The sequence below is a fragment of the Nocardia sp. NPDC127606 genome, from assembly GCF_042671725.1.
Classification (GTDB): domain Bacteria; phylum Actinomycetota; class Actinomycetes; order Mycobacteriales; family Mycobacteriaceae; genus Nocardia.
The window spans coordinates 463,624-486,433 of the sequence record NZ_JBHXWQ010000003.1; the positions used below are offsets into that span (position 1 = coordinate 463,624).

Consider the following 22,810-nt stretch of genomic DNA (forward strand, 5'->3'; position numbering starts at 1 on the left):
GGTGTTTGAGTTCCCCGACACTCGGACGGCCCGATGAACACCGCACAGTGGTCCCGTCCGGACCCGAGCCTGGTCAACCTGGTCAACAAGTACCACTCCACTTGCATCGAGGTGTATCGGAAGGACCCGGACCGGATCGCCGAGGACGCCGGTAAGGAACGCGGCATCGCGGAAGGCGGCTATGGGCGCAAGCAGATCCAGGAGCTGGTTCAGAACGCAGCCGACGCGCTTCCTGAGGCGGGAGGCCGGATCGAGGTTGTTCTCACCGACGACACGTTGTACGTAGCCAACGAGGGGCACCCGTTCGTCGATACAGGTGTGCGCGCACTGCTTTACACCCATCTATCAAACAAGACGGGCGGGGAGATCGGTCGCTTCGGGCTCGGCTTCAAGTCGATCAGTGGGATCTCTGACGAACCCCAGATCTTCAGCCAGTCAATCTCCTTCGAGTTCAGTCGCGCTGAGTCGGCGAGGCAGCTGACGGTCGAGACAGGGCGACACTTCGATCCTGCAGAGGTTCCTTCGCTACGCCTCGCCTGGGTGCTCGACCCGACGATCGAATTCGCGAGCGACTCGACTCTCAAGGAGCTTTCGCTCTGGGCAGCCACCATTGTGAAGGTTCCACTCAAGGACGGTGCGGCCATTCAGCTCTCCGAGGAGATCTCGGAGTTCGACCCTTCGTTCAACCTCTTTGCGCCTAGCGTCAAACAACTTCGCCTCCGCGATGAGCTCGGCGCTGCTGATCGGACGATCTCGACGAGACGAACTGGAAAGCGGGTGGTTCTGGCTACCGACGAAGGCGAGCAGACCTGGTTGGTCGTCTCAAAGCTCCATCACCCTTCGCCCGAGGCTCTTGAGTCTGCCGGTTACGCGGCACGCCGGGATGCTGTCCCTGTTTCCTGGGCGGTCCCCGCGACTGGTGCCACCGGTGTGGGTCGCCTGTTCGCGTACTTTCCGGTCAAATCAGAAGTCACGCTGAGTGGGCGGCTCAACGCCCCGTGGAAACTCTCCGACGATCGCATCAACGTGATCGAATGCCGGTTCAACTACGAGATACTGACCCAGGTCGTGCCCGAACTTGTCGACGCCGCGCGGCTCGAACTCGTACAGGACGGCGCCTACGGTCGATACATCGACGTCCTTCCCGCACGTGGTAAGGAGAGTCGGAGTTGGGCGGATACCGTCCTGAACGAGCCTGTGATACAACGCCTTCGGGAAACGCGGTCGATCCCCACCCTCGACGGCGAGCTACGTTCTCCCACATCGGTCCAGATGATCCCAGAACCTGCCATGGATTGGGTCAGATCTTGGATGACCGTGACTACCCAACGGGACGTCTGGGTCCATCCCGACTGCCTGACCAGAGAGCGCCGCGCAAAAGTCAGGCGCTTGATGGAGGAGAACCCGCGCGCCGAGGGCAGAGTCCTGGATTGGCTCCACGCAGCGGTCGCTGACAAGACCGCTAGAAGCTCATCTACCGTAATCGAAATCGCGGCTCAGATGCCTACTCGAGTGGATGCGAAGTTTCGCGAAAATGTCACTAGCGACGTACGGGACTCTCGGATTGTCCTCCTCGAGAACGGAGAGCTCCAGCAGCCGCTGCCGGGACGATGCTTCATCCGGTCCGACGCTGCCCAAAGGGGGTCAGCGTTTATCGACAAGGACATCACGGCGCGGCCGTCAACCGTAGCGGCGTTGGAATCGCTTGGGATTGCCGCGTTCGATGACGGCGGTGAGATGCTCCAGCTCCTCACAGATCTCAGGACGAAGGCCGATGTCAATTTCGATGCCCTGTGGACCGCGATGCGTGGTTCCGGCGGTGACGCAGTCGCGGAGGGGTTCGAACGGATCCTCGAGGGACGGGCACACCGGCTTGTCAAGGTACGAAATGGGAAGGGCGCCTGGGTCTATCCTGAGAATATGTATATCCCGGAGGATCTCCTGGAAGATCGGAAGAGCGACGCCAAGTTTCTAGTGGATCGGTCTTATCACGCATCCGACACTGAAATCCTGGGGTTTCTCGGCGTTTACACTGCTCCGAAGCGGAGGTCGCTGGACGATGCCGTGCGAAACGAGGAATGGTTCACGACGTATTGGAAGCTTGCGACCGACCTCATCGCAAAGGAGATGTGCCTCGGCCCCCGCCAGCGGGAAGATCTTCGGATTACCTCGGATCGTTCCGTTCTGGGGCCGCTACAATGTCTGCCTTCCCTCTCGGAAACCAACCGCACCGCACTGACATGTGAGGTTCTGCGGACCCTCGAGGACCCGCTGATCCGTGTGGGCCATCCCTCGGTGAACAAGTATGGTCGTTTCATCGCGCCGGAACTTTGGTGGGTGCGTAAGGAAGGGCTCCTTCCCACTGTTCTCGGCCCGGTCCCCGTCGATCAGACGTTCGCACCGACCGTTGAGGAGGCCTACCCTGAGGTCAAGGGCCTGCTCCCTGTTCTATCGGGTGTCGAGATCGGTGACGACGTCGTCGAACGCCTTCAACTACTCACTGATCTCGAGAGCCTCACGAGTGAGCGCTTCGAGTGGATCGTCGGCAAGCATGTAGAGCGAAAAGACAAATCGATGGTCGGCCGTGCATATGCATGGTGGGCATATCTGAAACCCGATTCCGCACCAGAACTTCTGTGGTGCTCCGCCCCGGAGGGGTGGGTTCAAGTGCCCGCCGGCGAGATTGCCGTGGCCGCCACAGCGGAGAACCTCCGTGAATTTTCAACGTTCGGAATTCCGTGTCTTCAGGTAGACACGCCTGAGGATGCGGCGATCCTCCGGGCAAACTGGGGGTGCCTTGACCACGACCTGCCCGTCACCTATTCGTACGAGTCGAGTGCGGAGACTTCCGGCCTCACTGAACTCTTCGACGTCTTCCGCGAAGACGACCTTGACATCGATCCGGATGACCTCGTCGTGCAGAAGTGCTTGTCCCTGAACAAGGTTGCCGCCATCGCAGGCCGTCCCGAAGTTCGCATCGATGTCGCGTGGGGGCGCGATGGCGATACCCTCCTCGTCACCGGTACGAACGACCGCGAGATCCTGAAACAGTCGCTCTCGAGTCTTGAGCTCGATGATTCCGACGAGGCAGTCGACGCCCGGTTGATGAACCTCGCGGAACGCAAAAACAACAAGAAGCTTTTGAGGGTCCGCAATGCGCCGAACGACGCGGAGCGCCTTCTTGAGCTCGTAGGGGAAGAGCGACTGCGGGCTCTGATCCCTGCGGATGCGCTGAACTACCTCGAGCGAAATGGCGAAGCGCCACCACATGGTGTCGCATTAGCGCAGTTGTGTATCGGCATGCTAGGGACTAAAGCCCTTGAGCGTGCGTGCCGGGTCGATCCGTCTGGCTTGCCCATCAGCCCGCCTGCCCGGTGGTCCGGCTCTCACGCCACCCGAAACTGGGTGCGGGAACGCGGTTTCAGTGAGGAGTGGGCTGGCAAGAAGGCGCCGCAGCGAAATAAGCCAACGGAGTACATCGACGGTCCAGCCGTCCTGAAGAAGCTGCACGATTACCAGGAGACGGTTTCCGAGCGGCTCCGCGCATTGATTCGTGGGACGGATGGCAGCCCTCGTCGCGGAATCATCTCCCTGCCCACTGGTGCAGGTAAGACCCGCGTGGCTGTTCAGACGGTGATCGAGGCCGTTGCTGCCAAAGACTTCGGCCCCGACGGCGAGGTGCGCGGGCCCATCCTGTGGATCGCTGACGGGGAAGAACTGTGCGAGCAGGCGATCGACACGTGGTCCTTCCTCTGGCGTGCGAAGGGACGTCACGACACTCAACTCATCCTCAGTCGGTTCTGGTCGAATTACTCGGTCGAGGAGGAGCTCGGCGGAGTGCAGGTTGTTGTCGCGTCATGGCAGAAGCTGGTGTCCAATGCATTGGGCAACAATGAATTTGACTGGCTTGCGGACACTCCCCTCGTCATCATTGATGAAGCGCACGGAGCGACGACACCCTCTTACACAAAGATTCTCAATTGGACGGGACGGGGACTCTACGAGCGCACGTTGCCGCTCGTTGGACTGACCGCCACACCATTTCGCGGGCGAGACGACAGCGCTGAAACACAGCGACTGCTCAACCGATTCGACAACAACCTGCTCGACGCTGGTGTCTTCGGGGACGAAGTTCCGCAGCGCCGACTTCAGCGCGACCAAGTACTCGCACGTGCGCAGCTTAAGATTCTGCACGGCGTCAACATCGACCTGAGTGTCGCTGAGCTCGAGGATTTCAGAGAGAAGTACTGGCTGCCCAAAGGTGCTGAACGTAGACTCGGTCAGAATGAGGAGCGCACGCAGAAGATCGTTAATTCAATAATCGACCTGCCGGAGGAATGGTCGATTGTCGTTTTCGCCGCGTCTGTTGAGAATGCGCAGACTCTTGCAACGCTCCTGACGTTGCGCGGTCGCCCGGCAGCGTCAATCGATAACGACACCAGCCCCGACGATCGAAGGGTTACGATCGATCGGTTCAAGAGTGGTGATCTCAAGGTCTTGACGAATTACAACGTTCTGTCCCAGGGCTTCGACGCTCCTAAGACACGTGCTGTCTACATCACCCGCCCCACTTCGAGTAAGGCAAGGTATCTTCAGATGGTCGGTCGAGGAATGCGTGGCCCGAAGAACGGCGGCAGCCAGGATGTGCTCGTCGTCAACGTTCTCGACAATATCGTCGAGTTCGGTGACAGCATCGCCTACGAGTCGTTTGAACGCAATGTGATCAACTCCGAAGAGGGCTGATACAGGGGTGGAGTTCGATGAGTTCCAGCAGCGAGTTATCTATGGGGACGTCGATGCTCGCCGCATCGTCGTTGCTGGACCCGGTGCCGGAAAGACCGCGACAAGCGTAAAGCTGATTAATAGGCTCGACTCGGAGATTAATCCCGACTCGGACGATCAGATCATCTTCGTTTCGTTCTCCCGGGCGGCTGTTCGGGCGGCCTTCGATGCATTTGCGTCCGTTGATGACGACTACCGGAGCGAAGTCGCAGCTATGACTCTCGATTCGCTTGCATGGCAGATCACGGATAATGAATTTGACGAGTCCGGTTCGGCAGCACCGGACTTCGATGGAAGAATCAGGGCCGCAACTCACCAACTACGGGATCGCTACGCTGGCGAACTCGATCATGTTGTACACCTCATCGTCGACGAAGCGCAGGACCTCTCCGCAGTCCGACGCGAACTGTTGCTGACGATCATCGACGCGCTTCCAATCGCTTCGGGTGTTACCATATTCGGCGACCCTCTGCAGTCGATCTACGATTTTCTCGACGATGAGGAAACAGTCGGCTGCGAACGGTCGGCGTGGGATCTGCTTTGTGAGGCGCTCGCGGAGCGGTCGATCACCGAGATCTGCTACCTTGAGAACAACTACCGAGCGCAACGGAAGTCTGCGCGCGACGTTGTGCGCACTGAACGACTCCTTCGAGGGGCGAACTCGGCGACGAGAACCGCGCTACTTGACGAACTGGTTTCTGACCTAACCCATGTAGACCTGGACGAGTTGGCACTCAGGGCAAGCGTGTGGAGCGGTTCGACCGCTGTACTCGCTCGTGCCAACGCCGATGTTATCTGGCTCTTCGACAGACTTGGGCGCGCCGGACTTCCCTGCACCTGGCTGAGTCCTGGACGGAAACGCAGGGTCGCGCCCTGGGTAGCTGAATTGTGGGAGTTCACGTCAGGAATGCCGTTTACCCGAGACATATTCAATGAGTTTGTCTCACTGCATCGCTCGTTAACCGAGGACGCATTCCGCGACCTCGTGCACGCAACCGATGCCGGTCCGTACATCGATTGGCGGTCGTTCGCGCGCAGGCTCTCCGGTGGCACAGACCCGATCGAGCCCTGGTTCAACGGTGAGGAGGCGGGCACGGTCAAGGTGTCTACGATTCACCAATCGAAGGGCCTCGAGTTCGACAACGTTGCGGTCGCGGGTTCATCGGCCATGCTCAGGCCTTCGAAAGGCACACCGGAGAACGAATTGCTGCTCGTCGCCCTGTCCCGGGGACGACAGAAGGTGGTCGTTCTGAATCACCAATCCCCGTTCACTCGCAGACTGCCATGCGGTGGGTTCCTTTATCAGCCACACCCGCGGACGCAAAAGGCCACGGCTGTTGCGATCGAGCCCCACCATCTACAGTCGGAACGACCTGTCGGGGGTGAGGAAGGTCAAAGAGCGTTGCGCAGCAGGGGGCAATCCAAACCACTCACTTTCGAACGGTTGTCGACCGGCGGTGCGGAGTGGCCCGCATACCGCTGCCTCATCGACGGCCATGCTGTCGGCTCGACGACCGAAGACTTCGGACGCAGACTCGCACACGCTATCGGCAAGTCCGGCCACACGACCGGCTGGCCTGACCTCGGCTCGGTACTTCTCGAGGGCACCGAAACCTGCTGGAACACGACCGAGGGCACATCGTTCTGGATCAAGCCACGGCCGTTGGGGTTCGCCACGGTCGTGTGGAAGAAGGAAGGCTGATGGCCGAAGACCTCGCTCCCTGGTATGAGGCCCGCGACAGCCTCGTAGAGTCACTCGAAGAGGAATTGATGGGCCCGCGGGAGCCGGAGCCGCTACACGAACCACCACTCAATCGCATCATCGTCGGCGTGCTCTATCCCCGAGTCGAGAATTTGTCGGACATCTACAAGCCCGGCCTGTCAGAGGACACGGATGGAGAAGCAGGGAGCATCGCCGACGACACTGCAACCGAAGTTGCTGTTTCGCTCTCTCACGCACACAAGCCCTCATCGGTCGGGCTCACATTCACTGTCGATTCTGTGCAGACGCCACAAATCACGATCTGCGCGTCTGCACGGAAGTACACGGAATCCGAGGACATTTGGTATCCGCACGAGGTAGCGACAGATACGGATATCGTGGTCGACAGCACGATGGCGGGTCGGATCGATGAGCCAGTCGCAGATGGCGAGATGCTGCGGATCATCGGTGTGGTTCGCGCCCCGACCACTGCGGGGCACGTGCGGATCTCGGTGTCCCTCGTGAACGGTCACACCCGCACTGACACGTCAGGGGCGATTGATGGATTGTCGTGGTTTCGGCCGACAATCACTGTTTCCACGCCACATGGTGGATTCGTCGACCGCAGCATCGACCCCTCGCGCGTGAGTGCCGATGCCGATGATCGCTCATCACGATTTCTCTACCGCGACGAACCGGTCTTGGCTATTGGGCATGGCTGTGCGGCAAGTTGGGACGAGCACGTGCCCAGTCCTGACTCGATCCGGACGACGTTCATTCCGAGCCAGGAAGTTCATCTCGCTCGCCCGGCAGGCGGCGACGAGCAGGACGACTTCGGCCGGTACGACCTCCGGATGGATCAGCTCTCCGATACCTCCGACCGCACGCAACTCCACGCGATGGCAGATGCCTACGAGCGATGGATATCGACCCGACGCAACGATGCCGAAAGCATCGACACGCCCACACATCGGTCCGTGGCGCTCGAACACATGGACAGGGCCGCGGAGTGCGCCGGACGTATCCGGGCAGGCGTTAAGGCGCTTGACGATCCTGAAGTCGACCGGGCGTTTCGACTGATGAACCGTGCAATGCTGGACCAGCGCCATGCACAGGACCGCTCGCGAGGTGAGGTGCCAAAAACCCAACGATGGCGTCCATTCCAGCTGGCGTACATCCTGATGAATATTCCCGCTCTCTCCGATCCAGGCCACCCCGACCGCGATGTCGCCGATCTACTCTGGTTTCCCACCGGCGGTGGCAAGACCGAGGCGTACCTCGGCTGCATCGGTTTTACCGTCTTACTCCGGCGGCTTCGGCGGGAAGACAACGGCGGCGTATCCGCGATTATGCGGTACACACTACGACTCCTGACTCGGCAGCAGTTCGAACGTGCAGCTGGTCTCATCTGCGCTCTGGAACTCGTGCGCCGCACCGAAATTCCCAATGCTTCGCCGATCTCGCTGGGCCTCTGGGTGGGTAATGCGGCCACACCGGCCGACACAAAAGAAGCGCGAGGGATTCTCCGCAAGATCGCTGACGGCGAGCACGTCCAGGGCTCTACGCCCATGCAGCTCGTCAGATGCCCATGGTGCGGTGTCCAGTTGACTCACAAGCATTACGACGCATCCGGTGAGTCAATGATCATCGCGTGCCGTGAATCCGGCTGCAATTTCCGAGATGGTCTTCCACTGTACGTTCTCGATTCCGACGTCTACGCGAATCGTCCGTCATTGATCATCAGCACCGTCGACAAGTTTGCCCTAATGACGTGGAAGAGTGAGGTGGGTCTGCTCCTCGGCACCAATGGCCCTGCGGACTCCCGTCCGGACCTCATCGTGCAGGACGAACTGCACCTGATCTCTGGACCACTCGGCACGATCGTAGGTCTCAACGAAGCGGCGATCGATATGGCATGCACCGGGGAAGGCCGACCCAAGGTCCTTGCATCCACCGCGACAGTCCGTCGTGCCGCACAGCAGGTTCGTGCGGTATTCGACCGGGACACAGCACAATTCCCTCCGCCTGGGCTCACGCCGTCGGACAACTACTTCGCTGTGAATGCATCCGCGCAGGAGAAGGGTACGCGGCGCTACGTCGGAGTGATGGCCCCCGGAACAAGCCAGTCCACCTTGCTTGTCCGTATCTACTCAGTTCTGCTCCAGGCGGTCGGTGACCTTGACTCGCCCGACGAAGTACGTGACAGCTACTGGACCCTACTCGGCTACTTCAACGCCCTACGAGTACTCGGATCGGCATATCTACAGGTGCTCGACGACGTTCCTGACCGAATGGAAGTCCTCGCTGCTAGACGACAACGATCCGTCCGGGAGATCTCTCAGGAGCCTGTTGAGCTCACATCGCGCGTCGACCAGATGGAGATCCCCAATTCGATGGCGCGGCTTGAGACCAGCTACCCGGACCCCCAAAGCCCGGACGTGGCTCTTGCCACCAACATGATCTCGGTCGGCCTCGACATCGACCGACTAGGTCTCATGGTGGTCGCTGGTCAGCCCCAAAGCGCCTCCGAGTACATCCAGTCCACAAGCCGCGTTGGCCGTCGCAACCCCGGCCTAGTGATCACGGCATTGAATAGTCAGAGATCTCGGGACAGTTCACACTACGCGTCCTTCATCCCGTTCCACCGTGCTTTGTATCGTGAAGTCGAATCGACGACAGCGACGCCGTTTGCCCCTCGTGCTCGCGATCGTGCAGGCCACGGCGTGCTTGTCGCATCGACTCGCCTGATGGTTCCGGAACTGAGTACCGATGAATCAGCGAAGAATGTCGCCGACTACTTGAGCCAAATCGAGGCAGTCATTGACCGTTTGGTCGATCGGGCAGACCGGATTGCCCCTGCCGAGGCCGGCCCATTCGGCGAACAACTGCGTGAGTTGCTAGCACGCTGGAAGAACGACGCCGGTCTCGATGCAGTCAAGCGCTATGGGTCGATGCGGCCCCCCAAGGCAACTACGCGATTGGGTGACAAGCCACTGATCAATCCGGCCGAGGATGTCGGCGCCGGAAGCTTTCCAGTCCGCGGCGCTCCGTGGCCCACCATGACCAGCATGCGTGATGTCGATGCAGAGACCGGCCTATACGTCAAATATCTGAAGCGGAAGGACTGACGGTGCCGCCCGTTACGAAAAAACTCAAGCAGGGCAACACGCCACCGGTCAAGACGACCGTGCGGAGATCGCAGCTGATCACTACTTTCGGAGTCGGCTCAGTTATTCCGGTGGAGTCCGAGAGCTTCATGATCGCGGGGCTCGACCTGTGGAACACCAAGGAGTCCGATCGAATTCACGAACCGCGGCTCAGTCGCTCATTGGGTGCCACCAGCCTTTTCGCACCACCAGCGTCCGCCAGCATGGTGCCGATGGTCCGATTCCCTGAATGGGTACACTGCCCGAAATGCACACACCTCGACCGCTTCTGGCGTATCGCTGACAAGGACGGCAAGGGCGACTACATCAACCGGTGCCGTCACTGCATCACTCCGCGACTCGTCCCCTCTCGATTCGTGGCGTGCTGCATCAACGGTCACATCGAGGACTTCCCCTACGATTCCTGGGTCCACCGCGGAGCAGTACGCGAATCCGCGGAGAAACACTCACTCTCGTTGAGAACGGACTCACGGAACTCGACCCTCGCCGGGGTGACAGTCACCTGCACGTGTGGAGTCTCTCGAACTCTCGAAGGAGCGCTGGGCCGAGGATCGCTCACCAAGCGCTGCAGCGGTTCGTCCCCCTGGCTGGGGCGCGACGATGATGCATGCTCGGAATCACTCGTGGGCCTCCAACGAGGCGCGTCCAACGTGTGGTTCGCAGATGTCCGATCTGCGCTCACCCTCGATCACGCTGTCAGCCCAGCCGAGGAACTGCTCGAGCGGAGCCGCTCCACCCTCGAGAATTTGACAGGCACCGACCTCGACGCGGTGCTCGAGATACTCGCCCGAACGAACGGCGTTGACTTCGACGAACTTAAAGAGGCCGTTCGTAGACAATCGGAAGAGGAGCCCAACGGCCGCGAAGCATTTCTACAGCTTCGGCGCGACGAATACGGTGCACTGGGACGCGAGCACGCCGAGGAAGACGGATTCGAAACCTTCGTATGTGAGCCCCAGGTCGTCGAAGCCGATACCGAAGCGGGGCGTATTCTCGACGTCGTCTCGAAGGTGTCGAAGCTGCGTGAAGTCCGCGCTTTGAAAGGCTTCTCCCGCGTGAGCGTCGCTACCGGAGAATCGAAGTCACCACGCGCAAAGCTCTCAACAGAGCGGGTCGGATGGCTACCGGCCATCGAAGTGCTCGGGGAAGGAATCTTCCTCCGCCTCGATGAGGAGGCGGTCGCCCAATGGGAGCAGTCCGCATTTGCCCTCACGCGCGTATCACTGCTGAACAAATCGCTTAAAGCTGCCGCTCCTGAGTGGGTGGAAGCAGTGCAACCAGTATCGCCCCGCGAGCTACTGACCCATTCTCTGTCGCATGCGGTACTGAATGAGCTTGCGATCGACACCGGCTACCCCGCGTCGTCGATTCGTGAGCGCTTGTACACCGAGCCCGGCCAAGCCGGAATCTTGCTCTACACGGCGACCGCCGATTCAGCGGGTAGCCTAGGTGGCCTATGTGCGCGGGGAACAGTCGATAACATGCGCGGTGTCCTCGAAGCCGCGACTGAACGTTCCCAGTGGTGTGCAGCAGATCCCGTCTGCCTGGAATCCCTGGCTACCGGCGCCGGAGCGAGGAACCTTGCGGCGTGCCATTCGTGTCTCTTGGTTCCCGAGGTGTCCTGCGAACTGATGAATGGCTACCTCGACAGGGCGACGCTTGTAGGCACAGTTTCTGATCCGAACGGTGGATTCCTAACCACGGGATACATGTGAGCCGTCGCGCGCCCAATCTGACCGGTCAGTGGGTCCGGTCGCGGTGGTGGTTCAGGTTCGCCGGTGGCGGCGTCGAGTCCGGGCCGCGCGGTCGCGTGCACGCCGGGTTTGGGGACCCGACCGTCAGATCACCATGCGAGGTCCAATCTAGCCGTCACAGGTTCGGCTGACCGGACTCGCTCTGGTTATCGCATCGGTTCAGCCCTCGAGCGCAACCAAGAATTTCTCAGCCAAATTAACGCCATTCTCGCACGTCTCATCGCTGAAACGGCCATCGAGGAGAACCGAGTATTGGTCCACCTGAACCAATATTTTGCACGTTCCCGGGAACTGCTTGTTGTTGGCGATGGTCGACGTTCTGTTGTCGATTGTTCGGTCTGTGAAGTTGTAATTGCCGGAAATCTTGCTTTGTCGGAAGTGATCTACCGTCGTATTCGTCGTCTGCAAATAGAATGCCGCAGAGGATGGGGGACCGCCAATTAGGCAGCCGCTATAACGCACACCAGGGTCGGTGGGGGTTGCTGGGTTTGACCTCTTGGCCATTTGAATCCGTAAACCCTCGGCGGTCAGTAGCTCGGGAGGCAATCGGTCGCAAGGATCATAGGGGAGGTCGGCTGTGCTCAGTTGCATCGGGGGTGTGGTTGAAGATCTCACCACTGGGTCGTCGCTTATTGTGCAGCCAGCGCTGCAGAAGAGCAGGATGATTGGGGCTATTGATCGCCCGATTCTCGTTGGTCTCATTTCCCTGCTTTCCTGCTGTCGCCGATATATGCGGTATTTCCGGCCAGGAACTGCTTCAGGCGGTCAGGGTTTCCGGCAAATCCGGTATCAAGATCGTTGTACGCTCCACTGTAGTCTCGCCGGTACTGGTCTGTGATGACCGTCGGGAGTTGGCTACCGCCAGCTGAATTGGCGGTGTCGAGTTGAGTTCGGAAGTTCTCCCATGCCCTGCCTTGGAGTGTTTCCACATTGGGAAATTGTACCGGTTGAGGATCGGGCTCGGGATTCCATTTCTCGACGACGGATTCCATTCCCTTGTCACGCATCTCGCCGACGATCCCGTGGACAATCGCCCCGCCGGGAAGTCGTTCGACAGCTTGGTCTGTTCCGCCGCTGATGAGCATCGTCGCAAACTCTGCTGCCTTTTGCTTGGTTTCGTAGATTTCGTTCGCGTGGGTGAATTTGTCGGAGGCCTCCGACACATCCAGGTTCGTTGCTGCGTTGTAAAGGGCATTGTCGATTCTGGCATCGAGGCCACCAATCATCGCTGCGGTGTCGAGCGGCGTGGTGTCTTGTCCGTCCGTGATCTGGTTTATGACGGCTAGATCGAAGGTTTGTCGTGCGGTCTCTAGGTACAACTGGCCGTCAGGTGAGTGAGCGCCTAGAAACAAGAGTCGTTCGGCATCTTCGTTGGATACGGATGCAATCCCGTTCGTAAGACCCGAATTCTCGTGGTGTCCAGCGATCGAGTCGAGATTTGGTGCAAGTGTTTTGCTCAGGCCAGTGGCTAACTCGGGGTTCTTGATGAAGTTTTCCGCATTCGATTCGAATACCGACTTTCCATCCTTTGCGACGAGCATGCCACTCTCGTCCCGGGGCGCGAATACCTCGGGAAGTTCGAGGTAGGCGTCGCGGGCGAGGTCGCCCATACGACCTGGCTCGTGAGTTTGCTCGCCGACCCAGCTGTATAGGCCGGACGCGGCACTGCCCTCGTCCTCCCATTCGTGTGAGAACACACTTGAAGTAAACTTTGAGGGGTCGTAGTTTCCCGAAGGCTGGTATTCGGCGCCGCCTGCACCAAACGACAGGTCGGCTGGCAGCGGCTCGCCGGTGTGGGAGTTCTTGCCGGTTAGAAGTTGGTACGCAGCTTCGGGATTCGACGTTCCGAGATCCATGTATTTCTGGGCCGTCGCGTCCAGAGTGTCCTTGTCGGGCTCGCGGAAGAATCCTTCGGTGTCGATGGATCCTTCTGGCATTGCTTGGTTCCACCACTGGTTGGTCCACTCATTGACGTGGGCGTCTTTGCCGTCGACGTAGGCGGCGAGGTCGGCGCCCTGGCGGCCGAGTTCAGTGCCGAGGGTGGTGCCGGGCTGGATGCCGGAGTCGGCGTGTGACATGAGGTCGGCGAGCCCGACCTTGTCTTTGAGTCGGTTCTGGAAGTCGTAGGGGCCCTGGGGTGCGATCTTGCCCCAGTCGCCGTCGCCGAGGCGTCCGGAGACGACGTTGCGAATGCCGGCAGGCAGCTGGTTGTAATCGCCGGCGCCGACGAGTTTGCCGTTGTCGAAGCCGGTGCCGATCCGCTCGTTGGAAACCATCATCAGGCCGCTGGCGAGCGTGGTTTGTGCGGCTGCGGCGGCGGGTGCGGTGGAAAGTCCCGGTTGGTTCTGGGTGTCGAGATAGGTTCCGAGGGACAGCAATCCGTCTTTTCCGAGGTCTTGGTACAGCGACTTGTAGTAGTCGCGCAGCTCAGCCGGAACCGCGATTTCCTTGCCGTTGGCGAGCGCTTCCTTGTCTTCGTCAGACAGGGCGTTGTCCGGCATATTTGCGAGGATCTCGTTGATCGTTGCGGTGTCGTTGGTGCGCAACGCTTCTGCGAGAGCCTTGCCGTCATCGGTCCCGCTCTTGCCGTACTTGCTGGGGTCTTGTGGGCCGAGGCCGTATTCGCCGTTGGCCTTCTGGATCATGTCGACAAGTTCTTGACCGGCGGCCTGAGCGAGTTTGATGTCTTCGGCGACGAATTGGCCGATCAGGCCCTTGATTCGGGTGGTGCCCTCGACGGCGTAGGTGGCGAGTTGTTCTTCCGACATCGGGATGGTCAGGCCGGGAACAGGGCCGGGGACTTCCTTTTTGCCTGCGGGGACGGTGACGGTGCCGTCGTCGGCGACGTTCAGACCTTGGTAGAGGTAGTCGTCGGCGGCTTTGACGGCGGCGTTTCGGAAGCCGTCCATCGCGGATCCGTGGGTGCGGTAAGCAGTGGCGATGTCTTCGAGTTCAGTGGCGAGCTTGTTGCCTGCGAGGCGTTCGCCGAGGGCTCGCTCATTGGCGGCTCGCGCCGCGTCGCCTTTCCAATCATCTTGGGTCGCGTCCACTTTGGTGTGGACGTCGGACATGTGCTTCTTGAAGTCGGCGACGAGGGTGTCGATGCCGCGGGCTACCGCGCTGGTGGTCGCTTCGGGATGGAAACCGCGGAGGGCGGCGAGGCCGATGGTCATGAGTACACGCCTCCGGTGGTGGTTTTGAGCAGGTCGGCGAAGGCTTGATCGGCTTCTTCGTAGTTCACCGAGCAGCGGATCGCGGCGTCGCCCATGGCGTTGATGCGGGTGGCGACGGAGGTGAGGGCTGTTTTTACCTGGTCAATGGCTGCCGCTGAGACCGCCGCGGTGGCGGTACCCGGCAGGTCGTCTACGCCGCAGCGGAAGGGTTCGCGCGTGTCGGTGGCCTGGAGTGCTGCGCCGATGCGGTTGAGTTCCGTGCCGAGGCCGACAAGGATTTCCTTGTTGACGGTGAGATCTGTCATCGTTGGTCCCCCGGTGGGTGGGCTGCAGTGTGTGTTGGGTTGGGTTACTTGGACTTCGGTAGGACTGCTTCGATTGTTCGAGCGGCTTCCTCGATGTGGTCGCAACCCATCCAGAGGGTGAGCGCGGCGGCACTTTCGACAGTGACGTCGATTGTGCCGTCAGGACCAGCCATCGCGATGCTGCATCTCTCGCGCGAGGTGCGACCGCGCAACCGGTAGCTGATTGCCTCGCGCCCGTTGATCAGCGTGGTCTGCTTGTCTACGAAGTCGTCACGTTTCCGGTAGTCGGCAAGCTGAATGTTGCTGGACCGGACTGCCAGTGTCGCGACCGAAAGTGTGTTGGTTCGGATGGTTTCCATGCGTTTGAATTCACATCCGATGAACGCGTAGTTGTCTGCGATGAAGTCAGCTCGTGTACGTGTGTCGACAGCAAACCCCAGTGACGCGGCTGGTTCGTCTCCGATCGTGAAGCAGGGGTCGTAGCTCACGGTTGAGCCTGATCTCGCTGGCTGGGATGGAGCTGGAGGAACCGTTACCGCCTTCGCGGGCAGTTGCGAGGTCGATACGGCGGTGGAGGTAGGGCTGGTCAAGTCGCCCGTGCCGTCTGGAGTGCATCCTGTGAGCGCGGCGCAGCCAATGATGGCGATGGTGGTTGCGGTCGTTCGTAGCGTCATGAGTGGTTGTCGACTCCGTCAGCGGCAAGGTTGATGCGTTTCTGATTCAAGGCATCTATTTCCGGGACCAGGTTTGCAGCCCGGAGGTAGCCCTCCTGGATGTCGTATATCCCACCGATGATCTGGTCGAGAACGGTGGCCCCGTCAGTGGCTTTCTTGGAAAAGCCGTCCTGGAGTTCTAGCGCGGACTGCAGGCCCCCGAAGCCCTTGAAGTTCGCGGCGTCGCCGACCTGCTTGCGAACTGTGGTCAGCGTGTTCAGAAGAAGGTCGTACTGGCCGACCATCTCGAGCACGGCCTCACGTTCAAAACTGAACTGCCCATTGCGCGCCCCCTCCAGGAAGGCCGAGATCTCAGCCTGTCCGTAGTCGAGGTTGACTGGTACTTCGGAGGTCATCGGTGGCTCTCTTTCACCGTGTCGGCACGCGGTCGAAACCGGCACGGGTGTGGAGTTCGGCGGCGAGGCTTGGGAGGTCGGTCGGTACGACGAACGTATCGTCCTGGTCGACCTGGATCAGGTAGCGGCCCGATGCGAATTGACCGGGGACTACGTCGATCCAGTTCAAATACTGTGTTGGCGAGGGGTATTCGGCACGGAGGCCGCGTTCGATGATCAGTTGGCCTTCGGCGCTACGGGGTTTGCGCATCAGTGTTCGGATGCGTTCGTCAACGGGCCGGCGGCCGTCGGAGCCGCGATTCCAGTTCGTGGGAGGTTCGAGGCCCCGCACACGAGGCGTGTAACCGAGCATTCGACCCGCTCCGCCCGCTTCAGTTGGGGGAAGGGTGGCCGCGAGGTGGACAGGCACCGCGTGCGGGCGCACGGTCGATATCTGAATCGGGCCGGAGGCCTCGGCGGTGGAGCAGCGTTGGAAAACCACGACGCCGATCCGGCCGGAGACCACGCCGTGTGAGTGGACTTCTTGGCCATCGGAGAGGGTGCCGAAGCACCGAATTCGAGTTTCCGGATTGGCCAGCGCGGTGAAGGCCACGCGCAGCGGGGAGTCTTCGTCGCGCAGGAAACCCTCAGCGAGAACGGCTTTCATGTGCCGATCCCCATCCTCGGTGGTCGGGGTTTGGCGGATTCGTATCGGGTCGGGGTAGTCGAACTCGTCGTGGCCGGGAAATTGTCGCCACAGCCAGGCAAACTGGTTGGAGTCGAGGGTCCAGTTCGATGTGGTCACGGTCGTTCACGCTCCGTTGGTGCGGCGGGCGGCGGGGGAGTAGATGCTCCCCACCCGTAGGCGGACAGCAGCGACGCCACGTCGGGAGTGAGTCCGGCCGGTTGTTGTTCGGCTGGCGGATCGGCAGCCGGAGTCGGTTCGGGCTGATCGACCTGGGTGGGCACGGCGCTTTCGGGAACGGACTCCGGGATGCTTGTGGAAGGTGGCACTTCAGCTGGAGTGCGCGAATTATCTACGGGAGCAGCACTATTCGAGGCAGGGGTAGTCGGCGCCGCGGATACCGCGGCCTGTCTTGCGGGCGGAGCGTCGGAGTGTTCCACGGGCAGGGCCGATGGTGCGTCCGCGCCGACCGCCGCAGGACGGCTGTTGATGCCCTCGGTCCAGTCGTCGTGGACGCGACGGAGGTAGTCCGGGCTCTGGTGCTCGTCGTCGTTGCCGCCTCTGCGCTGCCCGGCGCCGGGCGCCATCGGCCCCATCGGACCGTGAGCGCCCGCCCGGCCACCACCGGCTCCCGCGGATCCTGCGACCGAGGTGGACGGCGACTGGGCGTTCACTCCTGGCAGCGGAGCGCCGAGGTTGGGTGTGGACGGCGAACCGGCGCCCGGCAAACTCGCGCCCGGCAGGCCCGAGCTTGGCGAACCCGTGCCCGGTGTGCCCGACATCGGCGATCCGGCTGCGCCGAGAGGGCCGGACTGTGTTCCGGCCGCGGTTGTTTGCGGTGACGATTCCGAAGGTGATCCGCTCGAGTCCTCGGTTTGCTCGGTCGTGTCCTCGTCGGTGCCGGATGGGTCGGTCGAATCATCTTGGGCACCTTCGACATTCGACGGTTCCTCGGTCGCGGTGTCGTCGTCGGCGCCAGTGGGCGCCGTCTCGCCGTTGGTGGCCGGAGAGGTGGAGGACGGCGAACCTTCACCCTGGGTGCCACCATTGCCGCCCGCCGCGGATTGATCGCCCCCGGCCAACGCATCTTGCACCACCGGATAAGACGGAACTCCCGAACCGTTCGGAGGGTATGACGGTGTGTAGATCTGCTCCATCGCCGCGCGGGTTGCGGCGAGTGCCTGGTCTTGCTCGGCCCGCTGGTCGGTCGCAGTTGTCGGGTTGACCAGGCCCGGAATAATCGACGACATCGGGTCGTCGGGGTTCAGGGTTGTGACCAGGGTTCTAGGGGCCTGTACCGCGGCCCGAACGGCCTCGGCTGCGCAGGCCAATCCCTCGACTCTGGTCCCAACTGCCCCGAAGACCTGTCCGACGACGTCGATGACTGTCGCCATTCGCTGCGATGCGGCCCGCGCCGCGTCACCGCTGGAACCGGACCACTCGCCATTACCGAGCAGGCGGGCCAAGTCCTTCGCGTTCGACTGGGCTGCTGTTGTCAGCTCGGTTGACGCTTTCTGCCACACCGTGCCGAGGGATTGCAGGCCGGCGACGTCCATGCCGCCGGCTCCGTGCACCGCGTCGTAGATTTGTTGATGCGACATCGTCTGGAACTGCTCGAGAGTCTTGGCGTAATCCGGGTCGGTGCTCGTGCCTTGGCCGGACAGCGCGGCTTCGATCGCCTGCGAACGCGACCGGACCCCACCCAGCTTGCCCAGCTCGGCAGCCGCTACCGACACCCCTGCCTGCAGGATCACTTCAATCGGCGAAGTCACCGCACCCCCTCGTCGTTGTCCCGGGGAGCTTACCGAAGGGCTCTCGCCGGTCGGATCGCTCTGCCGGAAGCGCAAGCCTGACCAGGGCAAACCTGCCGCCGCCAGACCGCTGTCATTCCGTCCTGAAACGCCTCTCGATCTCTTTGACGCGAGCCGGTGCGATTCGGTTCCATGGTTCGGAGAATCGCGCCCAGGTGCGATGGCGGAGTCGATCGTTGCGACTATGGTCGAGCGGCGATACTACGACGAGATCGAGCTCTACGCCGCCTAGCTTTGGAGCGACAAATTGGCCACGGATCTTTCGTTCTTCCGCTCGGAGACTGCCCAGCGGTTGCGCGCGCAGGGTGGTGAGCTGGCCCGCATCGAGGAAGCCGCACGTGCATTACTTACCGTGCTGGCCGGTCGCGGAATCGAGCTGTCCTCTGGTCAGCTGAAGGTGGTCGCCGACACTGCTGACCTCGATCAGCTTCGGGGATGGTTGGTGCGGGCGGTGACCGCGACCCATGCGGACGAGCTGTTCGCGGGGCAGGCGTACTTCGAAGGCTACGAAGAGGGGTTGCGGCAGGGACAGCTCATGGGAGCATCTCGCTCGGTTCTTGCTGTTGCGACGGCCCGCGGAATCGAACTTTCCGCCGCACAGAGTACGACTTTGAACAAGACCGGCGATCTCGATCAGCTCCACGCATGGCTCGTGAAAGCCATGACCGCGGCCGTTGCGGACGAAATCTTCGACTGACCGACGGCACAGCAAGTGATTGCCTTGCTCGCTGATTGGTTGCATCGGTTGGACAAACTGTCATGACACCTTAATGACGACTTTGCCTGCGGCGTGGCCGTTTTCGATGGTGTCGAGGGCGGCTGGGGCGTCCGAGAGCGGGTGGATCGAGGTGATCACGGGTGTGAGGGCGCCGTCGAGACCAGTCGGGCGGAGCGGTCGAGCGTCGGTGGTTGCGCGGGCTTCGGTGAGTAGGTAGGTGTCGCCCAGGGCGTTGATGGTGAGGCTCAGGGCGAAGCCGATCCAGCCGAGGATGGGGGAGAAGTCGGTCGCGAGGTAGGAGATCCAGATCATGAGCCACAGGGTGACGCTGGCGAGGTGGGCCAGGACCAGGGTGGGTGGGCGTTGGGTGGGATTTCTCGGGGAGCTGAGTGGGGAGCCGCCACCGTGGAGGAGCCAGCCGACGAGGATGTTCAGCAGGCCCAGGACCAGCGCAATGTAGGCGGTCATGGGTCAAACGGTACGCGGCCTCCCGCTCGAAGCGAGCAACTTTCGGTCTACGAGAACATCAGGCGGAGAGGACCGGGGACCGTGGACAGTGCCCTGCGGCGGGGTTCACCCTCGATGTCCCGCAGGAGCCACGAGTAATAGGGCCGAAGACCGCGGAGTCCGATGCGGCGGCGCATTTCTCGGTCCAGTAGCGACCATTCTCGATCGTTGATCAGTGGCAGTGTTTCTTGTTCTTCGTGCTGTAGGTGGTTGTGCAACAGTTCGGACAGTGCCACGAGCGTCGGTCGCGCGGCCTCGGGTCCTGAAGTGTCGAAGGTCCCGTTCACTTGGGCGAGGAGTGGATCGATTCGGTCGTGTTCGGCGGCCATCGCGTCGACCAGCTGCGCGTTCACGCCGCGGCGGCGCAGGCTCGGCCAGAGTACGACGTCCTCGGCGGTGTGATGGACGGAGAGTTGGGTGCGAAATTGCGTCCAGCGTTCGCGATCCGGGGCGGCGCCGAGTGCTCGGAGATCGCGCCGGAACGCGTCGTGTGCTGCGTACATCATGGCCAAGTCGCGTTGAGTCATGGATCAATTACATCGGCGTATGACGAGACCGGACATCGTTCATTCACCCAGGTCCATGCGTGAGCGTCTCAGGATCAGTTCGTCTGGCGGACTTTGATGGCGTCTCGGGAGATGTAGACGTCGTATTCGCCGGGGGTGGCGATGGTGGCGTTGCCGTAGGCGGAGCGGATGAAAGGGCTGGTGTACCAGCGGTTTTTGTTCATGTCCTCGAAGAAGTCGCGGTCGCCGCCGTTGAGGAAGGTCTGGTCTTGGGCGGGGGATTTGCCGTCGAGGCGTTGGCCGTACAGGCGGCTGAGCTTGTAGCCGGAGTGGAAGCCGAGGGCGTTGACCCACGGTTCGAGTTCGACGATGTTGGACTGTAGGGCGAACATGTCGCCCTCGATGCGATGGGTTGTCGGCTCACCCGCGTTTCCGTCTTCGTCGAACTGGGTGAGGACCAGGTCGAGTTGGTGTTCCTGGCCGGCAACGGGTTTGGCGACCACATGGGCGGCTTTGATCTCGCCGGTGAGGCCGAGATAGGTCTGCAGGAGGGTGGCGATCCAGAGTAGGAGGACCGCGACCAGGAGGAGGGCGGCGCCGGGGACCGCGCGGCCGAGAACGGCTTTGGGGCCGCGACGGCGGGTGGCGGCCAGTGCGGCCATGATCAGTAGGGCGATTGCGAGGGCGATCAATGCCAGGAGACCGACCTGGGCGAACCCGAAGGAAACCGGGAAACTCATGATGTGGGTATACCCCGAAAACATCTGCAACAGCGGCGGTCTCGAAGTTCTTGGGTGAGCAATTCGATCAGGAGGGGTGACAGTGGAGAAGTACCGGGTGCTGGTGGGGGTTCATCTGGTGTTGGTCGACGCGCAGGAGCGGGTGTTGTTGGGGCGCAGGGTGAACACGGGGTTCGGCGATGGGTTGTTCCACGTGCCCGCGGGACATCTGGAGGCGGGGGAATCGGCGGTGGCCGGGTTGATCAGGGAGGCCCGCGAGGAGGTCGGGGTAGAGATCGATGCTCGGGACGTGGAATTCGCGCATGTGCTGCACAGCGACGAGCGGGTCCAGATGTTCTTCACCGTACGACGCTGGACGGGTGCGGTCGCCAACTGTGAGCCCGAGAAGTGTTCGGAACTGGGATGGTTCGAGCCCGAAGGGTTGCCCGAGGAGATCGTCGACTACTGCCGGGTCGGCATCGGCAAGGTGATGACAGGGGAAGCGTTCTCGGAATACGGCTGGGATCCGGCTAGGGGCTGACGATCTCCGGGGGCTCGGTGCGCAGGCGCATCAGGGCCAGGACGGCGATCGTGCAGCCGAGTGCCACGGCGATCGCGACCGCACCGGGGGCCACCCCGCGGTCGACGTCCGTGGTGCGGTACCAGGACGACGAGTAGGCGAGGTGCCCGAAGTCGGTGTCGCTCAAGGCGACACCGATCGAGGGCACGAACAGGATCGCCAGGCCGACGGTCCCGGATGTGGGGTTCTGCGGAACCGCCGTGCCGAGGCAATACCCGGCGACCGAGCCCAGGGCGAGGCACCCGAGGGCCGCGGTGAGCGTGGCGGGTGGGGCGAAGACGTCGGCGGCCAGGACGAGGCAGGCCAGGGCGAGCACACTCGTCGCGGCTACCAGCGGTCGCGGTCTGCGGATGCCGATCAGTAAGCCGGCGGCGGTGGCGGCCAGGGTGGCGAGATCGATCCACCCGGAGCGCGGCAGCGTGATGACGAGGCTGCCCGCGACCGAGAAACTGCTCATCAGCAAGACCAGCATCCCGTCGCGTCCCGGCAGGATCATCGCGGCGGCGGCCGCGGCCGCGATGGCGACGATCGAGGCGACGATCAGATAGGGGGCGCTGGTCTTGTGGGATGCCACGGCGAGCGCGCTGATGATGGTCGTCGTGAAGGCGATGACGGCGGAGAACACGGGCGCGAGCGGAATGGCGGTTTCGGTGGTCCAGCGGGGCGTGGTCGCGGTGGTGAGCGCGAAGTACCCGAGCGCGAGCACGCTCGCGGCGATGAACCACAGGGGCAGCGCGCCGCCGAGCGCGCCGCTGAAGCCGTCGGAGTTCGGGTCGGTGGGCGATTGGGTCAGGTCGCCCAGGATGGTGCCGCCGAGCGTGCCGAACAGATAGACGGTGCGCAGTAGCGGTTCGTTCCAGACCGCGACCGCGAGCGCGCCGATGACAACTCCGGCGAGTAATGCGTCGATGAAGTTCAGGGTGGGCAGCGACAGAATGTCGAGGTGACCGTCGGCGCTGTCCGGGACATACGCGAGATGGTTCACCAAGATGCCGACCAGGGCGATCAGCGCGGTCCAGCGGGCCGTTCGCACGCTGCCGATCGCCACCGTGACGGCGGCGGTGATCACCGCGATGAACGCCGCACCGGTCATCGCCCGCGGAACGTTGAACACCAGCAGGTCGACGTGCAGCGACGCCGCCAAGGACGCGAAACTGATCGGCAACATGATCGCGAGCGTCGCCACCGAGGTGGCGACGAAGATCGTGACGGCTTCGGCCGTGCAGCGAACGGTGGAAGGCTGCACCGAATCCCCGTTCTCGCGGCTGACCCGGTCCGGTCGGACCGTGTCCGGAGCATATCCAGTTCGTCACCGGGCGATCGGCTCCTCGAATCGAATGCCGTTCGTGTCGC

At 61.9% G+C, this 22,810-nt stretch carries 17 protein-coding genes; 6 read left to right on the top strand and 11 right to left on the bottom strand.

Annotation, left to right across the window (positions count from 1 at the left end; genetic code table 11):
- Positions 1 to 33: 33 nt before the first annotated feature.
- Genes ACFVJ5_RS17745 through drmB form a run of 4 tightly spaced genes read left to right on the top strand, consistent with a single transcriptional unit; the run spans position 34 to position 11,366 of the window.
- A complete protein-coding gene (locus ACFVJ5_RS17745; RefSeq protein ID WP_379221309.1) occupies positions 34 to 4,743 on the top strand; it encodes a DEAD/DEAH box helicase in 4,710 nt (1,569 codons plus the stop codon).
- 7 nt (positions 4,744 to 4,750) lie between these two features.
- Positions 4,751 to 6,484 (top strand): UvrD-helicase domain-containing protein, encoded by a 1,734-nt coding sequence (locus tag ACFVJ5_RS17750; protein ID WP_379221311.1) that lies wholly within the window; start codon positions 4,751 to 4,753, stop codon positions 6,482 to 6,484.
- Complete coding sequence (locus ACFVJ5_RS17755; protein WP_379221312.1) at positions 6,484 to 9,612, top strand: helicase-related protein; 3,129 nt, start codon at positions 6,484 to 6,486, stop codon at positions 9,610 to 9,612. The genes ACFVJ5_RS17750 and ACFVJ5_RS17755 overlap by 1 nt, the downstream gene beginning before the upstream one ends.
- A gap of 2 nt (positions 9,613 to 9,614) precedes the next feature.
- Complete coding sequence (gene drmB / locus ACFVJ5_RS17760) at positions 9,615 to 11,366, top strand: DrmB family protein (protein WP_379221314.1); 1,752 nt, start codon at positions 9,615 to 9,617, stop codon at positions 11,364 to 11,366.
- A 198-nt stretch (positions 11,367 to 11,564) separates the two neighbouring features.
- Here drmB and ACFVJ5_RS17765 read toward each other — a convergent pair whose 3' ends face one another.
- The 7 genes from ACFVJ5_RS17765 to ACFVJ5_RS17795 are packed head-to-tail and all read right to left on the bottom strand — an operon-like array spanning position 11,565 to position 18,388.
- Positions 11,565 to 12,107, bottom strand: coding sequence for a DUF3558 family protein (locus tag ACFVJ5_RS17765; RefSeq protein WP_379221316.1), 543 nt, complete (start codon positions 12,105 to 12,107; stop codon positions 11,565 to 11,567).
- Positions 12,104 to 14,578 carry a WXG100 family type VII secretion target gene (locus tag ACFVJ5_RS17770; RefSeq protein WP_379221318.1) on the bottom strand — a complete coding sequence of 825 codons (2,475 nt, stop codon included), beginning with the start codon at positions 14,576 to 14,578 and terminating at the stop codon, positions 12,104 to 12,106. The genes ACFVJ5_RS17765 and ACFVJ5_RS17770 overlap by 4 nt, the downstream gene beginning before the upstream one ends.
- Positions 14,575 to 14,883 carry a hypothetical protein gene (locus tag ACFVJ5_RS17775; RefSeq protein WP_379221320.1) on the bottom strand — a complete coding sequence of 103 codons (309 nt, stop codon included), beginning with the start codon at positions 14,881 to 14,883 and terminating at the stop codon, positions 14,575 to 14,577. The genes ACFVJ5_RS17770 and ACFVJ5_RS17775 overlap by 4 nt, the downstream gene beginning before the upstream one ends.
- A 44-nt stretch (positions 14,884 to 14,927) precedes the next feature.
- A complete protein-coding gene (locus ACFVJ5_RS17780; protein WP_379221322.1) occupies positions 14,928 to 15,557 on the bottom strand; it encodes a DUF3558 family protein in 630 nt (209 codons plus the stop codon).
- Positions 15,554 to 15,952: a hypothetical protein gene (locus ACFVJ5_RS17785; protein WP_379221324.1), complete on the bottom strand. Its 399-nt coding sequence runs from the start codon at positions 15,950 to 15,952 to the stop codon at positions 15,554 to 15,556. The genes ACFVJ5_RS17780 and ACFVJ5_RS17785 overlap by 4 nt, the downstream gene beginning before the upstream one ends.
- A 13-nt stretch (positions 15,953 to 15,965) precedes the next feature.
- A complete protein-coding gene (locus ACFVJ5_RS17790; RefSeq protein WP_379221325.1) occupies positions 15,966 to 16,736 on the bottom strand; it encodes an ESX secretion-associated protein EspG in 771 nt (256 codons plus the stop codon).
- The gene (locus tag ACFVJ5_RS17795) at positions 16,733 to 18,388 is read right to left on the bottom strand and encodes a hypothetical protein (RefSeq protein WP_379221327.1); all 1,656 of its coding nucleotides are present in this window, start codon (positions 18,386 to 18,388) and stop codon (positions 16,733 to 16,735) included. The genes ACFVJ5_RS17790 and ACFVJ5_RS17795 overlap by 4 nt, the downstream gene beginning before the upstream one ends.
- Before the next feature lie 286 nt (positions 18,389 to 18,674).
- On the opposite strand from ACFVJ5_RS17795, the gene ACFVJ5_RS17800 reads away from it, so the two are divergent.
- Positions 18,675 to 19,124, top strand: a complete 450-nt coding sequence (locus tag ACFVJ5_RS17800; RefSeq protein WP_379221329.1) for a hypothetical protein — start codon at positions 18,675 to 18,677, stop codon at positions 19,122 to 19,124.
- 60 nt (positions 19,125 to 19,184) lie between these two features.
- Here the strand turns inward: ACFVJ5_RS17800 and ACFVJ5_RS17805 are convergent, their stop codons facing one another.
- The 3 genes from ACFVJ5_RS17805 to ACFVJ5_RS17815 form a co-directional block, all read right to left on the bottom strand.
- On the bottom strand, positions 19,185 to 19,613 hold the full coding sequence (locus ACFVJ5_RS17805; protein WP_379221330.1) for a zinc-binding dehydrogenase: 429 nt from the start codon (positions 19,611 to 19,613) through the stop codon (positions 19,185 to 19,187).
- 47 nt (positions 19,614 to 19,660) lie between these two features.
- Positions 19,661 to 20,179 carry a hemerythrin domain-containing protein gene (locus ACFVJ5_RS17810; protein WP_379221332.1) on the bottom strand — a complete coding sequence of 173 codons (519 nt, stop codon included), beginning with the start codon at positions 20,177 to 20,179 and terminating at the stop codon, positions 19,661 to 19,663.
- 74 nt (positions 20,180 to 20,253) lie between these two features.
- Positions 20,254 to 20,898 carry a hypothetical protein gene (locus ACFVJ5_RS17815; protein WP_379221334.1) on the bottom strand — a complete coding sequence of 215 codons (645 nt, stop codon included), beginning with the start codon at positions 20,896 to 20,898 and terminating at the stop codon, positions 20,254 to 20,256.
- Between the two features lie 76 nt (positions 20,899 to 20,974).
- On the opposite strand from ACFVJ5_RS17815, the gene ACFVJ5_RS17820 reads away from it, so the two are divergent.
- A complete protein-coding gene (locus ACFVJ5_RS17820; RefSeq protein WP_379221336.1) occupies positions 20,975 to 21,418 on the top strand; it encodes an NUDIX domain-containing protein in 444 nt (147 codons plus the stop codon).
- On the opposite strand, the gene ACFVJ5_RS17825 is transcribed toward ACFVJ5_RS17820, so the two are convergent.
- Positions 21,408 to 22,703, bottom strand: a complete 1,296-nt coding sequence (locus ACFVJ5_RS17825) for a hypothetical protein (RefSeq protein WP_379221337.1) — start codon at positions 22,701 to 22,703, stop codon at positions 21,408 to 21,410. The genes ACFVJ5_RS17820 and ACFVJ5_RS17825 overlap by 11 nt on opposite strands.
- Between the last annotated feature and the right edge of the window lie 107 nt (positions 22,704 to 22,810).